The sequence below is a fragment of the Streptomyces sp. NBC_00461 genome, assembly GCF_036013935.1.
Lineage (GTDB): Bacteria > Actinomycetota > Actinomycetes > Streptomycetales > Streptomycetaceae > Streptomyces.
Map to the genome: position 1 here is coordinate 4,447,045 of NZ_CP107902.1, position 12,432 is coordinate 4,459,476.

The 12,432-nt window shown below is 71.7% G+C and carries 10 protein-coding genes; 1 reads left to right on the top strand and 9 read right to left on the bottom strand.

Features of this window, described 5'->3' with window-relative positions; genetic code table 11:
• Positions 1 to 267: 267 nt before the first annotated feature.
• The 8 genes from OG870_RS20740 to OG870_RS20775 form a co-directional block, all read right to left on the bottom strand.
• Entirely contained in the window at positions 268 to 888 is a 621-nt protein-coding gene (locus OG870_RS20740) for a TetR/AcrR family transcriptional regulator (protein ID WP_266839827.1), read from the bottom strand.
• Positions 876 to 1,610, bottom strand: coding sequence for an enoyl-CoA hydratase family protein (locus tag OG870_RS20745; RefSeq protein WP_266839825.1), 735 nt, complete (start codon positions 1,608 to 1,610; stop codon positions 876 to 878). Before OG870_RS20745 ends, OG870_RS20740 begins: the two co-directional genes overlap by 13 nt.
• Entirely contained in the window at positions 1,607 to 3,184 is a 1,578-nt protein-coding gene (locus tag OG870_RS20750) for a 4-coumarate--CoA ligase family protein (RefSeq protein WP_327691247.1), read from the bottom strand. Before OG870_RS20750 ends, OG870_RS20745 begins: the two co-directional genes overlap by 4 nt.
• Before the next feature lie 24 nt (positions 3,185 to 3,208).
• Positions 3,209 to 4,345, bottom strand: coding sequence for an acyl-CoA dehydrogenase family protein (locus OG870_RS20755; RefSeq protein WP_266516549.1), 1,137 nt, complete (start codon positions 4,343 to 4,345; stop codon positions 3,209 to 3,211).
• Between the two features lie 82 nt (positions 4,346 to 4,427).
• Entirely contained in the window at positions 4,428 to 6,269 is a 1,842-nt protein-coding gene (locus OG870_RS20760; RefSeq protein ID WP_266583622.1) for an acetyl/propionyl/methylcrotonyl-CoA carboxylase subunit alpha, read from the bottom strand.
• Positions 6,270 to 6,280: 11 nt separating this feature from the next.
• Positions 6,281 to 7,879, bottom strand: coding sequence for an acyl-CoA carboxylase subunit beta (locus OG870_RS20765; protein WP_266583620.1), 1,599 nt, complete (start codon positions 7,877 to 7,879; stop codon positions 6,281 to 6,283).
• Positions 7,876 to 9,570, bottom strand: coding sequence for an acyclic terpene utilization AtuA family protein (locus tag OG870_RS20770; protein WP_266583618.1), 1,695 nt, complete (start codon positions 9,568 to 9,570; stop codon positions 7,876 to 7,878). The genes OG870_RS20765 and OG870_RS20770 overlap by 4 nt, the downstream gene beginning before the upstream one ends.
• The gene (locus OG870_RS20775; RefSeq protein ID WP_266516560.1) at positions 9,567 to 10,361 is read right to left on the bottom strand and encodes a TIGR03084 family metal-binding protein; all 795 of its coding nucleotides are present in this window, start codon (positions 10,359 to 10,361) and stop codon (positions 9,567 to 9,569) included. Before OG870_RS20775 ends, OG870_RS20770 begins: the two co-directional genes overlap by 4 nt.
• Positions 10,362 to 10,518: 157 nt before the next feature.
• Here OG870_RS20775 and OG870_RS20780 point away from each other — a divergent pair, with 157 nt between their 5' ends.
• Positions 10,519 to 11,262 (top strand): class I SAM-dependent DNA methyltransferase, encoded by a 744-nt coding sequence (locus tag OG870_RS20780; protein WP_327691248.1) that lies wholly within the window; start codon positions 10,519 to 10,521, stop codon positions 11,260 to 11,262.
• A gap of 54 nt (positions 11,263 to 11,316) precedes the next feature.
• Here the strand turns inward: OG870_RS20780 and OG870_RS20785 are convergent, their stop codons facing one another.
• On the bottom strand, positions 11,317 to 12,246 hold the full coding sequence (locus tag OG870_RS20785) for an EamA family transporter (protein ID WP_405624511.1): 930 nt from the start codon (positions 12,244 to 12,246) through the stop codon (positions 11,317 to 11,319).
• Positions 12,247 to 12,432: the final 186 nt, after the last annotated feature.

The window sequence follows — 12,432 nt, forward strand, 5'->3', positions numbered from 1 at the left end:
CGGGACATCGCGCCGTCCCGAACCCTCCGAAGGACCATACGTACGACAGCCGCACACACGGACCATGATTCCCCGGCCATCACCCCGACCAGCGATCACGGGTACACGCGTTCGCCTCACCTCGGCGGTGCCGACAGCGGCGGGCGCTCCGCGCCCCTAACCGGATGCGGCGACGCTCCGCGTCGCGACACCCGGATGCGATTCCTCCCCGGCGTGAACGCCCGGGCCTCCTCGCAAGAAACAGGTGAACGGTTCCCGGCTCGGTGATCAGCCCAGGGCCTGGTCCAGCAGCGCCGCCCATTGCGCCACGACACGGTCCCGGCGCCCCGTGTCGTCGGTCAGCAGGTTGGCCAGGCCCAGGCCCCTGGCCATGTCCAGGAGGCCCTGGACGGTCTCCCGGGCACCGGGGCAGGATTCGTCGGCGCCCAGCAGGTCCACCGCTATCCGGTGTGTCTCGCGGCCGACGCGCGCCTCCAGTTCCGTCACGCGGGGGCGCAGCTGCTCCTCGTTCGAGGCGGCGACCCAGAGGTGGAGGGCGGCTCGGAAGAGCGGGCCGGTGTAGAGGTCGACGAGGGCCGACACGACGGCGCGCCGGTCGCCTGCCGCGCCTTGCGGGAACAGGGCGCGCAGGGCCGTGGACCGCTCTTCGGCGACGTATTCGACCGCTGCCGTGAAGAGGTCCTCGCGGGTCGGGAAGTGGTGCTGGGCGGCGCCGCGGGAGACGCCCGCGCGTTCGGCGACGACGGACACCGTGGAGCCCGCCCAGCCGTGCTCGGCGAGGCAGGCCACGGCGGCCTCCAGGAGCCGCTGCCGGGTGGCCCGGCTGCGGTCCTGCTTGGGCAGGCGGTCTACGCGTTCGGCGCTGCCGTCTGCGGTCACAGCACCCATGGGGGATCCCATCGTTCCAGGAAGGCCGTCATTCCCTCGCGGGCCTGCGGGGAGGCGAACAGCCGGGCGGAGAGCGCGGTGAGGTCGGCCGCGTCACGGTCGAATGTCTCCAGCACCCTAGCTGTGAGCAGCTGTTTCGTCTCGGCCAGGGCCTGGGGGGCGGCTCGGCGCAGACCGTCGAGGACGGGGGCGAGGGCCGTGTCGACGTCCTCGCCCGCCACCGTCAGCAGGCCGATGCGGGCCGCCTCCGTCGCGTCGAAGCGCTCGCCGGTGAGGTAGTAGCGGGCAAGGGCTCGCGGGTCCGTGCGGGGCAGGAGGGCGAGGGAGATGACCGCGGGGGCCACTCCGATCCGCACCTCGGTGAAGGCGAAGGTCGCCTCGGTGGACGCGGCCGTGATGTCGCAGGCGGCCAGCAGGCCCAGGCCGCCCGCCCGTACGTGCCCGGTGACCCGGGCGACCACGGGTTTGCGCAGGCCGACGATCTGCCGGAACAGCCCCACCAGTGCGTCCGGGTTCGGGGGGTCGCGCAGGTCGGCGCCCGCGCAGAAGGTGTTGCCGGTGTGGGTGAGGACGATCGCGCGTACGTCGGCGTCCTTGGCGCAGTCCGTCAGCGCGTCGGCCAGTTCGCCGACGAGCGCCGCCGAGAGCGCGTTGCGGTTGGCCGGGGCGTCGAGGCTGAGTGTCTCGACGCCCCGCGCGCGCGTGCGTGCGATCAACGTCATGTGCGCTCCCTGAGTGACCGCAGTTCCCGGCGCAGGATCTTTCCGGAGGCGGCCCGGGGGACGGCGTCCATGAAGGTGACCTGGCGGACGCGCTTGTAGGGGGCGACGCGTTCGGCGACGTACATCATGACCTCCCCTTCGGACAGGCCGGTCGCGTTCGGCTGGCGGACCACGTACGCGTGCGGGACCTCGTTGTTGTCGTCGTTGTAGACGCCGATGACGGCCGCGTCGGCGATGCCCGGGTGGGTCAGCAGCAGGGCCTCCAGTTCGGCGGGGGCGACCTGGAAACCCTTGTACTTGATGAGTTCCTTCACCCGGTCGACGACGAACAGCCAGCCGTCGGCGTCCACATGGCCCACGTCTCCGGTGTGCAGCCAGCCGTCCTCGTCGATCATCGCGGCGGTGGCGTCGGGGCGGCCCAGGTAGCCCTTCATGATCTGGGGGCCGCGGATGAGGATCTCGCCGCCCTCGCCGACGCCGAGGTCCTTGCCGGGGTCGTCGAGGGAGACGACGCGCATCTCGGTGCCGGCGATGAGCTTGCCGACGGTTCCGGGCGGTGCGTCGGCCATGGCGTCGAGGGGTACGACGTGGGTGCCGGGCGACAGTTCCGTCATGCCGTAGGCCTGCCCGACGGGCGGCAGGCCGAGCCGCCGGGAGCAGGCGGCGGCCAGGCCGGCGTCCAGCGGGGCGGCGGCGCTGACGATGTGCTTCAGGGACGACAGGTCGTACTGGGCGACCAGCGGGTGCTTGGCCAGGGCCAGGACGATCGGCGGGGCCACGAACAGGCCGGTGATGCGGTGGTTCTGGATGGCCGCGAGGAAGGTCTCCAGCTCGAAGCCCGGCAGGACGACGATCGTGGCGCCCTGCCTCAGCGGCGCGTTCATCAGTGCCGTCAGACCGTAGATGTGGAAGAAGGGCAGGACGGCGAGGATACGGTCGCCGGGGCCGGCCGGCATGACGGGTTCGAGCTGGGCGAGGTTGGTGGCGATCTGGCGGTGCGTGAGCATCACGCCCTTGGGGATGCCGGTGGTCCCGGAGGAGTACGGGAGCGCCGCCACGTCGGTCACCGGGTCGATGTCGACCGCCGGCTCCGGGGCGGCGGAGGCCAGCATGTCGATCAGTGACCGGTGTCCCGGTGCGCTGTCGCAGACGAAGATCTCCTCGACTCCGCCCGCGAGTTCGGCGGCTCTGCGCGCCGTCTGGAGCAGCGGCGACACGGTGATGATCCAGCGTGCCGCCGAGTCCTTCAGCTGCTTGCCGAACTCCTCGGCCGTGGCCAGCGGGTGCACGGTGGTGACGGAGGCACCCGCGCGCGTGGCCGCGTAGAACGCGGTCGGGAAGGCCACGGTGTTCGGGCTGTGCAGGGCGAGCACGTCCCCCTTGCGCACGTCTGCCTCGGCGAGCGCGGCCGCGATGCGCCGGTGGAAACGGTCCAGTTGCTCGTACGTGAGGGTGGTGCCGTCGGTTCCGTCGATCAGGGCGGGCGCGTCACCGAACTCGGCCGCCCGGCCCAGCACCGCCTCGTGGATGGGGAGTTCTACGGGCGGGACGTCTGCGTACTCGCTGCGGAACACGGTTCCTCCAAGGCGGCGGGCGGCCTAGTACGACTTGGGCAGGCCCAGGGTCTGGTGGGAGACGTAGTTGAGAATCATCTCCCGGCTCACCGGAGCAATACGAGCCACGCGCGAGGCCGTTATCAACCGGGCGAGCCCGAATTCGCGGGTGAGGCCGTTCCCGCCGAGGGTGTGCACGGCCTGGTCGACCGCCTTCACACAGGCCTCGCCTGCCGCGTACTTCGCCATGTTGGCGGCCTCTCCCGCGCCGGCGTCGTCCCCGGCGTCGTACAGGTACGCCGCCTTCTGCATCATCAGGCGGGCGAGTTCGAGGTCGATGTGCGCCTGGGCGAGGGGGTGCGCGACGGCCTGGTGGGCGCCGATGGGTGTCTTCCAGACGGTGCGGTCGCGGGCGTACTCGACGGCGCGGGCGAGGGCGTAGCGGCCCATGCCGATCGCGAAGGCGGCCGTCATGATGCGTTCGGGGTTGAGGCCGGCGAAGAGTTGCAGCAGGCCCGCGTCCTCGTCGCCGACGAGTGCGTCGGCGGGGAGGCGCACGTCGTCCAGGGTCAGCTCGAACTGCTTCTCCGCGGCGTGGAGTTCCATGTCGATCTGCCTGCGGACGAAGCCTTCCGCGTCGCGCGGGACGATGAACAGGCAGGGCTTGAGGGTGCCGGTGCGGGCGTCCGCGGTGCGGCCGACGATGAGGGTCGCGTCGGCTATGTCCACACCGGAGACGAAGACCTTGCGGCCCGTGAGCAACCAGTCGCCGGTGTCCGGGTCGCGGCGGGCGGTGGTGGTGATGCGGTGGGAATTGGAACCGGCGTCCGGCTCTGTGATGCCAAAGGCCATGGTACGGGTCCCGTCGGCGAGGCCCGGCAGCCACGTGCGCTTTTGGTCCTCGGTGCCGAAGCGGGCGATCACTGTGCCGCAGATGGCGGGGGAGACGATCATCATCAGCAGGGGGCAGCCTGCGGCGCCGAGTTCTTCGAGGACTATGGAGAGTTCGGCTGTGCCGCCGCCTCCGCCGCCGTGTGCCTCTGGCAGGTTGACGCCCAGGTAGCCGAGCTTGGCTGCCTCGGACCAGAGAGCTTCTCGGTCGAAGTCGCGGCCGTGGCGTCTGCCCAGGGCGGCGACGGCCGAGCGGAGGGCTTTGTGTTCTTCGGATTCGATGAGGGCCATCTGGTCTCCTTCGGGGTGCGGGTTGTCCGTGGCTGGTCGCGCTCACGCGGCGGTAGCCGCATGTCGATACGGCCCCGCGCCCTTAGGTGGGCTCTACGACCGCCAGCAATGCGTTGACCTCGACCTGCTGACCCACAACGGCTGACAAGGCCGTCAGCGTCCCTGTCACCGGGGCTGTGATCTTGTGTTGCATCTTCATCGCCTCCAGCCAGAGGAGGGGCTCTCCGGCCGTCACAGCAGCTCCTACGGTCAAGCCGTCGGCCACCCTCACGACCGTGCCCGGCATGGGGGCGAGGAGGGAGCCGGGGGCGTGTGGGGCCGTCGGGTCCGGGAAGCGTGGCAGAGCGGTCAGCGCCGTCGCGTTCACGTACACCTGGTCGCCGTACCGTGCCACCTCGAACCTGCGCCGTACGCCGTCCACTTCGAGTACGACGAGGTCGGCGTCCGCGTGCACCACCCGCACGCCGTCCGCCTCCAGGCCGGCCCGCGTGTGCCGGTACTGAGCCTCGTGGTCCTCGCCCGCCATCGCGTAGCGCCGGGTCTGCGGCTGGGAGGGGAGGTTGCGGAAGCCGCCGAAGCGGGAACGTCCCTGGGCCTGGGCGAGCGCGGCGGCCAAGGGGGCGTGCGGGTCGACGGTCGCGGTCGTCAGTTCGTCGAGGTGACGGTCGTAGAAGCCCGTGTCCATGCGGGACGTCGTGAACTCCTCGTGCCGCAGGGAGCGGAGCAGGAGGTCGCGGTTGGTGACCGGGCCGTGGATCGTCGCGCGTTCGAGGGCGCCCGCCAGTTTGCGGATCGCTTCCGCGCGCGTGGGGGCGTGGGCGACGGCCTTCGCGAGCATGGGGTCGTAGTGGACGCCGATCGGGTCGCCGGACGCGTAGCCGGTGTCCAGTCGGATGTGCTCCGGGACGTCGAGGCGGTGCAGGGTGCCCGTCTGCGGGGTCCACCCGGTCGCCGGGTCCTCGGCGTAGAGGCGGGCCTCGACGGCGTGGCCACGCGCGCGCGGAGGCTCCTTTTCCAGTGCGTGCCCCTGAGCGACCTGGATCTGCAGGGCCACCAGGTCGATGCCGAACACGGCTTCCGTGACGGGGTGTTCGACCTGGAGGCGGGTGTTCATCTCCAGGAAGTGGGGCCGATCGCCGGAGACGAGGAACTCGACGGTGCCGGCGCCCACGTAGTCGACGGCCCGGGTGGCTCGTACGGCCATCTCGTGGAGGGAGCCGGTCAGTTCGGGCGTCAGGGCCGGGGCGGGCGCCTCCTCGATCACCTTCTGGTGCCGGCGCTGCAGGGAGCAGTCCCGGGTGCCCAGCGCCCACACCGTGCCGTGCGTGTCGGCCAGGACCTGCACCTCGACGTGCCGGCCGCCCTCGACGTACGGCTCGACGAAGACCTCGCCGTCCCCGAAAGCGCTCGCGGCCTCGGCCCGTGCGCCCTCCAGTGCGGCGTCGAGGTCCGCCAGGCGGCGCACGACGCGCATCCCGCGGCCGCCGCCGCCCGCGGCCGCCTTCACCAGCACCGGAAGATCGGACTCGGTCACCGCGGTCAGCGGCGCGAGACCCATCAGCTTCTTGGCGCGCGTCTTGGAGGCCATCGCCTCGATCGCCTCCGGGGGCGGGCCGATCCACACCAGTCCGGCGTCGATGACGGCACGCGCGAAGTCCGCGTTCTCGGAGAGGAAGCCGTAGCCGGGGTGCACGGCGTCCGCGCCGGACGCGACGGCCGCCTTCACGATCAGGTCGCCGCGCAGATACGTCTCAGCGGGGGCCGCGCCCGGCAGCCGTACCGCCGCGTCGGCCACGCGCGCGTGGAGCGCGTTCTCGTCGGCGTCGGAGTGCACGGCGACCGTCCGGATTCCCCACTCACGGCAGGTCCGGAAGACCCGGCAGGCGATCTCGCCCCGGTTGGCGACGAGGACTGAAGTGATCACTGGAAGGTCCCTCACATCCGGAAGACGCCGAAGCCGCCCCGTGCGCCCTCGTACGGCGCCGTGTGGACGGCCGACAGGCACAGGCCGAGGACGGTGCGGGTGTCGCGCGGGTCGATGACGCCGTCGTCGTACAGCCGCCCCGACAGGAACATCGGCAGCGACTCGGACTCGATCTGCTGCTCCACCATGGCGCGCAGGGCGGCGTCCGCGTCCTCGTCGTAGGGCTGCCCCTTCGCGGCCGCCGACTGCCGGGCGACGATCGACAGGACGCCGGCGAGCTGCTGCGGGCCCATGACGGCCGACTTGGCGCTGGGCCAGGCGAACAGGAAGCGCGGGTCGTACGCTCGCCCGCACATGCCGTAGTGCCCGGCGCCGTACGAGGCGCCCATCAGCACGGACAGGTGCGGGACCCGGCTGTTGCTCACCGCGTTGATCATCATCGCGCCGTGCTTGATGATGCCGCCCTGCTCGTACTCCTTGCCGACCATGTAGCCGGTGGTGTTGTGGAGGAAGAGGAGGGGGATGTCCCGCTGGTTGGCCAACTGGATGAACTGGGCGGCCTTCTGGGACTCCTCGCTGAACAGGACCCCCCGGGCGTTGGCCAGGATTCCGACGGGATAGCCGTGCAGAGCGGCCCAGCCCGTCGTCAGGCTCGTCCCGTACAGCGGCTTGAACTCGTCGAAGTCGGAGGCGTCGACGATCCGGGCGATCACCTCGCGCGGGTCGAAGGGGGTCCTGAGGTCCCCTGGGACGACGCCCAGCAGTTCGTCCTCGTCGTACTTGGGGGGTGCCGCCGGTCCCGGATCGCCGTACGCCTTGCGGTGGTTGAGGCGGGCGACGACCCGCCGGGCCTGTCGCAGGGCGTCCGGCTCGTCGACGGCGAAATAGTCCGCGAGACCCGACACGCGCGCGTGCATCTCGGCGCCGCCGAGCGACTCGTCGTCGCTCTCCTCGCCGGTGGCCATCTTCACCAGGGGCGGGCCGCCGAGGAACACCTTCGCGCGCTCCTTGACCATGATCACGTGGTCGGACATGCCGGGGATGTACGCGCCGCCGGCCGTCGAGTTCCCGAAGACGACGGCGACGGTCGGGATACCGGCCGCCGACAACCGTGTCAGGTCCCGGAAGATGGCGCCTCCGGGGATGAAGATCTCCTTCTGGGACGGCAGATCGGCGCCGCCGGACTCCACCAGGCTGATGCAGGGCAGCCGGTTGGTGAGCGCGATGTCGTTGGCCCGCAGGGCCTTCTTCAGTGACCAGGGGTTGCTGGCGCCGCCGCGCACGGTCGGGTCGTTGGCCGTGATCAGGCACTCGACGCCCGACACGACCCCGATGCCGGTGACGAGCGAGGCACCCACCGTGTACTCGCTGCCCCAGGCGGCGAGCGGCGACAGCTCCAGGAAGGGCGTGTCCGGGTCGAGAAGCAGCTCGATGCGCTCGCGGGCGAGCATCTTGCCGCGCCCCCGGTGCCGCGCGACGTACTTCTCGCCGCCGCCCGCCAACGCCTTCGCGTGCTCCGCGTCCAGGTCGGCGAGCTTGGCGAGCATGGTGTCGCGGGCCGCCCGGTAGTCGGAACCCGCCGTGTCCAGGCTGGAGTCGATGACCGTCACAGCAGCTCCTGAGGAATGTCCAGGTGACGGGAGCGCAGCCACTCGCCGAGGGCCTTGGCCTGCGGGTCGAAGCGGCGCCGGGCGGCTACGCCCTCGCCGAGGATGCCCTCGACCACGAAGTTGAGGGCGCGGAGGTTCGGCAGGACGTGCCGGGTGACGTGCAGCGCGCGGCTCTCGGGGATCAGCTCGCGAAACCGGTCCGCCGTCAGCTCGTGGACGAGCCATCGCCAGGCCGCGTCAGCCGCGGACGTCCGCACCCACACGCCCACGTTGGCGTTCCCGCCCTTGTCACCGCTGCGCGCACCGGCGACGAGCCCGAGAGGGGCGCGCCGGGTGGGCCCGACGGCCGGCGGTTCAGGCGCTGCGGGGTCCGGAAGCTCTTCGAGTACGAGGGTGTCCTGGGCCGGAGCCACGGGAACCCGCCGTCCGTCATGGAGCACCGCCACATGGTCGACGGCGCCATGGGGGACGTACACGTCATCGAAGACCCCATAAGGCGCGCCCTTTCCAGGTGGCGCCAGCACATGGAAGCCCGGGTAGCTGGCCAGTGCCAGTTCCACGGCGGCCCCGCTCAGTGTCCGGCCGACGACCCTCTCGTCCGGGTCCCGTACGACGAGCCGAAGCAGCGCGCTCGCGGTCTCCTCGGTCGCCGCGTCGGGCCGGTCGGTGCGGACGAGATCCCAGCCGACCTCGCCGGGCGGTGACTTGGCCTCCCGGAACGCGGTCTCCATCTGCTCCCGCACGAGCTCGGCCTTCGCCTCGATGTCGAGGCCGGTGAGGACGAAGGCGACCTCGTTGCGGAAGCCGCCGAGGCGGTTGAGGCCCACCTTGAGGGTGGGGGGCGGGGCCTCGCCGCGTACGCCCTCGATGCGGACGCGGTCGGGGCCGTCCTGGGTGAGGCGGACCGTGTCCAGGCGGGCCGTCACGTCCGGTCCCGCGTAACGGGCGCCCGCCGTCTCGTACAACAACTGCGCGGTCACCGTCCCGACGTCGACGAAACCGCCGGTGCCGGGGTGTTTGGTGATGACGCAGCTGCCGTCGTCGTGGATCTCGGCGAGAGGGAAGCCGGGCCGCCTCAGGTCCCGCGCGCGCTCGTCGAAGAACGCGTAGTTGCCGCCGGTCGCCTGTGCCCCGCATTCCAGCACATGCCCGGCGACGACGGCCCCCGCCAGCCGGTCGTACTCCCCGGTCCCCCACCCGAAGTGCGCGACGGCGGGCCCGGTGACCAGCGCGGCATCCGTCACGCGCCCGGTGACGACGACGTCCGCGCCCTCCCGAAGGCAGGCCGCGATGCCGAACCCGCCGAGGTAGGCGTGGGCGGCGAGGCTGCCCGGGTGGGCGGCGGTGAGGTCGTCGCCCTCGACGTGCGCCACCCGGACGGGGATGCCGAGGCGGTCGGCCAACTGCCGTACGGCGCCGGCGAGTCCGGCCGGGTTGAGGCCGCCCGCGTTGGTGACGATGCGGACGCCGCGCGCGTGCGCGAGTCCCAGGCACTCCTCCAGCTGACGGAGGAAGGTGCGGGCGTATCCGCCGGAGGGATCCTTCATGCGGTCCCGGCCCAGGATCAGCATGGTGAGCTCGGCGAGGTAGTCGCCGGTGAGGACGTCCAGTTCCCCGCCGGTGAGCATCTCGCGCATGGCGTCGAAACGGTCGCCGTAGAAGCCGGAGGCGTTGCCGATGCGCAGGGTCATACGGCGCCTCCCTTGGGCTCGCGTCCGGCGCCCGACGGCCCCGCGAAGGCCTGGGCGATGTCGAGCCAGCGGTCGGCGTCGGGGCCCTCGGTGCGCAGGGCGAGGTCGAGGCGGTGGGCGCGCTGAGTGACCAGGAGGCAGAAGTCGAGGGCGGGGCCGGTGACACGGTCGTCGGCGTCCTCGGGGCCGTACACCCACAACTCACCGGAGGGCGCGGTCAGTTCGACGCGGAACTCCTCGAACGGCACGGGCAGGCCCTGCACGCCGAAAGCGAAGTCGCGGGTGCGGATGCCGAGGCGGACGATGTGCCGTAGCCGGTCGGTCGGGGTGCGTGCCACCCCCAGCGCATCCGCGACGTCCAGACCGTGGGCCCAGGTCTCCATGAGGCGGGCGGTGGCCATCGAGGCGGTGGACATGGGCGGGCCGTACCAGGGGAAGCGGGCGCCGTCGGGTGCGGCCCGCAGCGCCTCGGCCAGCGCGGTACGCCCGGCCCGCCAGTCCGCGAGCAGCTGCGCGGGCGGCTTCCGAGCGCCCTCCTCCGCGCCGTTGTCCACGAAGTCCCCGGGTGCGGCCAGCGCCTTCTCGACCTCACGCGCGAAGGCGCCCTGGTCGGTCACGGTCAGGAGGGACGAGTGGTCGGTCCAGGCGAGATGCGCGATCTGGTGGGCCACGGTCCAGCCGGGTGCCGGGGTCGCGAGCGCCCACTGCTCCGGGCTCAACTCGGCCACCAGGAGGTCGAGTTCCTCGCTCTCCGCACAGAGATCGTCGATCACGGGCGTCGGGTCAGCCATGGGGCGAGCATGGCAGCGACCCAAGAAACAATCAAGCGTGCTTGCATTATTTGTTCCCGGCGAGTGTCCGTGTCCTGAGTCTCCCGATCCGCCCGATCAGCGCGATCCGGGGGAAATTCCCGCGCGCCGCCCGCCGGTGCCGCAGTACGGTCGGCCGATGCTCGATGAGGACGGTTACTTCGGAGAATCCGTCGCGGCGGGGTACGACGAGTCGGCGGCGGACATGTTCGCGCCGGACATGGTGGGACCGGCCGTGGATCTGCTGGCGGAGCTGGCAGGCTCCGGCAGGGCTCTGGAACTGGGCGTCGGCACCGGTCGCGTCGCGTTGCCGCTGTCGGAGCGCGGTGTCGAGGTGCACGGCATCGAACTGTCCCGGGCGATGGCGGAGCGGCTGCGGGCCAAGCCCGGCGGCGACGCGATCGGCGTGACGATCGGGGACTTCGCCACGGCCAAGGTGGCGGGCGGCTTCTCCGTCGCGTACCTGGTCTTCAACACGATCATGAACCTGACGACGCAGGACGCCCAGGTCGACTGCTTCCGCAACGTCGCCGCGCATCTCGACCCCGGCGGCAGCTTCGTCGTCGAGGTGGGAGTCCCCGATCTGCGCCGGCTCCCGCCCGGGCAGAACGCGGTGCCGTTCCACGTGGGCGAGGGGCGGCTGGGCTTCGACCTGTACGACGTCGCCACCCAGTCGGTCAGCTCGCACCATGTGCGGGTGGAGGACGGGCAGGGCTCGTATCTGGCCGTGCCGTTCCGCTACGTATGGCCCGCGGAGCTCGACCTGATGGCCCGGATCGCCGGGCTGAGGCTGCGTGACCGGTGGGACGGGTGGTCCCGGCGGCCGTTCACGAGTGAGAGCCGGCAGCACGTCTCGGTGTGGGAGAAGGCCGCGGACTCATAGGTGCGGAGAAGGCCGCGGACTGATCGGTGCGGGAGAAGGCCGGACCGTCTCCCGTCAGGCCTCCGGCGCCACGGTCTTTCCTCGCCCCACCTGCGTCCGCACCGCGCCCATGCTCGCCGCGATGACCAGGGCGATCGCGGCGGCCTGCACGGCCGACAGGGACTGGCCGAGGATCAGGAATCCGGCCGTCGCGGCGATGGCCGGTTCCAGGCTCATCATGATCGCGAAGGTGGAGGCGGGGAGACGGCGGAGCGCGAGCAGTTCGAGGGTGTAGGGAAGGACCGAGGAGAGGATCGCCACCGCCGAACCCAGGGCGATCGTCGTCGGGTCGGTGAGTCTCGTCCCCGATTCGGCGATCCCGAGCGGAAGCATCACCAGCGCGGCCACGCCCATGGCCAGCGCCAGCCCGTCGGCCTGCGGGAACCGTCGCCCCGTACGCGCGCTGAAGATGATGTACGTCGCCCACATCGCGCCCGCCCCCAGCGCGAAGGCGACTCCCACCAGGTCCAGGTCGCTGAAGCCCCCGCCACCCAGGAGGAAGACGCCGACGAGCGCCAGGCCGGCCCACACCGCGTTGACCGCGCGGCGGGAGGCCAGGACGGAGAGGGCGAGCGGGCCGAGGACCTCCAGGGTGACCGCGAGGCCGAGCGGGATACGGGCGACCGCCTGGTAGAACAGTCCGTTCATGGCGCCCATGGTGAGACCGAAGACGATCACCGTGCGCCAGTCGGAGCGGGAGTGGCCGCGCAGCCGGGGGCGGCAGACCACCAGCAGCACCACGGCCGCCGCGAGCAGCCGCAGGGTGACCACGCCGAGCGCGCCGGCCCGCGGCATCAGGCTCACCGCCAGCGCCCCGCCGAACTGCACCGAGACACAGCCGGCCAGGACCAGGCCGACAGGCCCGAGGGAGCCGCGGCCGTGCGGGGCCGTGGCGGCGGCCTGCACCGCTGAAGGTGAGGAGGTGGTCGTGCTGGGGGCGGTCACGGGCGGTCCAGGTGCTCGGCTCGGATTCGTTCATCATGCTGCACTGCCGAGTCCAGGGTAATGGACTAGGTCAGGCGTGTGAACCCGTTTTACAGCTGTCCCGCATAGTGGACTCAGAGGACTGAGATCCCGGGCCACGGCTCCGCATCCGGTCCGTCACCCGTCCACATCCAGCCCCTCCACATC

Coding starts and splice junctions, on each gene's coding strand:
- OG870_RS20740 (WP_266839827.1), bottom strand. CDS start 888: ATGGGTGCTGTGACCGCAGACGGCAGCGCCGAACGCGTAGACCGCCTG.
- OG870_RS20745 (WP_266839825.1), bottom strand. CDS start 1,610: ATGACGTTGATCGCACGCACGCGCGCGCGGGGCGTCGAGACACTCAGC.
- OG870_RS20755 (WP_266516549.1), bottom strand. CDS start 4,345: ATGGCCCTCATCGAATCCGAAGAACACAAAGCCCTCCGCTCGGCCGTC.
- OG870_RS20770 (WP_266583618.1), bottom strand. CDS start 9,570: ATGACCCTGCGCATCGGCAACGCCTCCGGCTTCTACGGCGACCGTTTC.
- OG870_RS20775 (WP_266516560.1), bottom strand. CDS start 10,361: ATGGCTGACCCGACGCCCGTGATCGACGATCTCTGTGCGGAGAGCGAG.
- OG870_RS20780 (WP_327691248.1), top strand. CDS start 10,519: ATGCTCGATGAGGACGGTTACTTCGGAGAATCCGTCGCGGCGGGGTAC.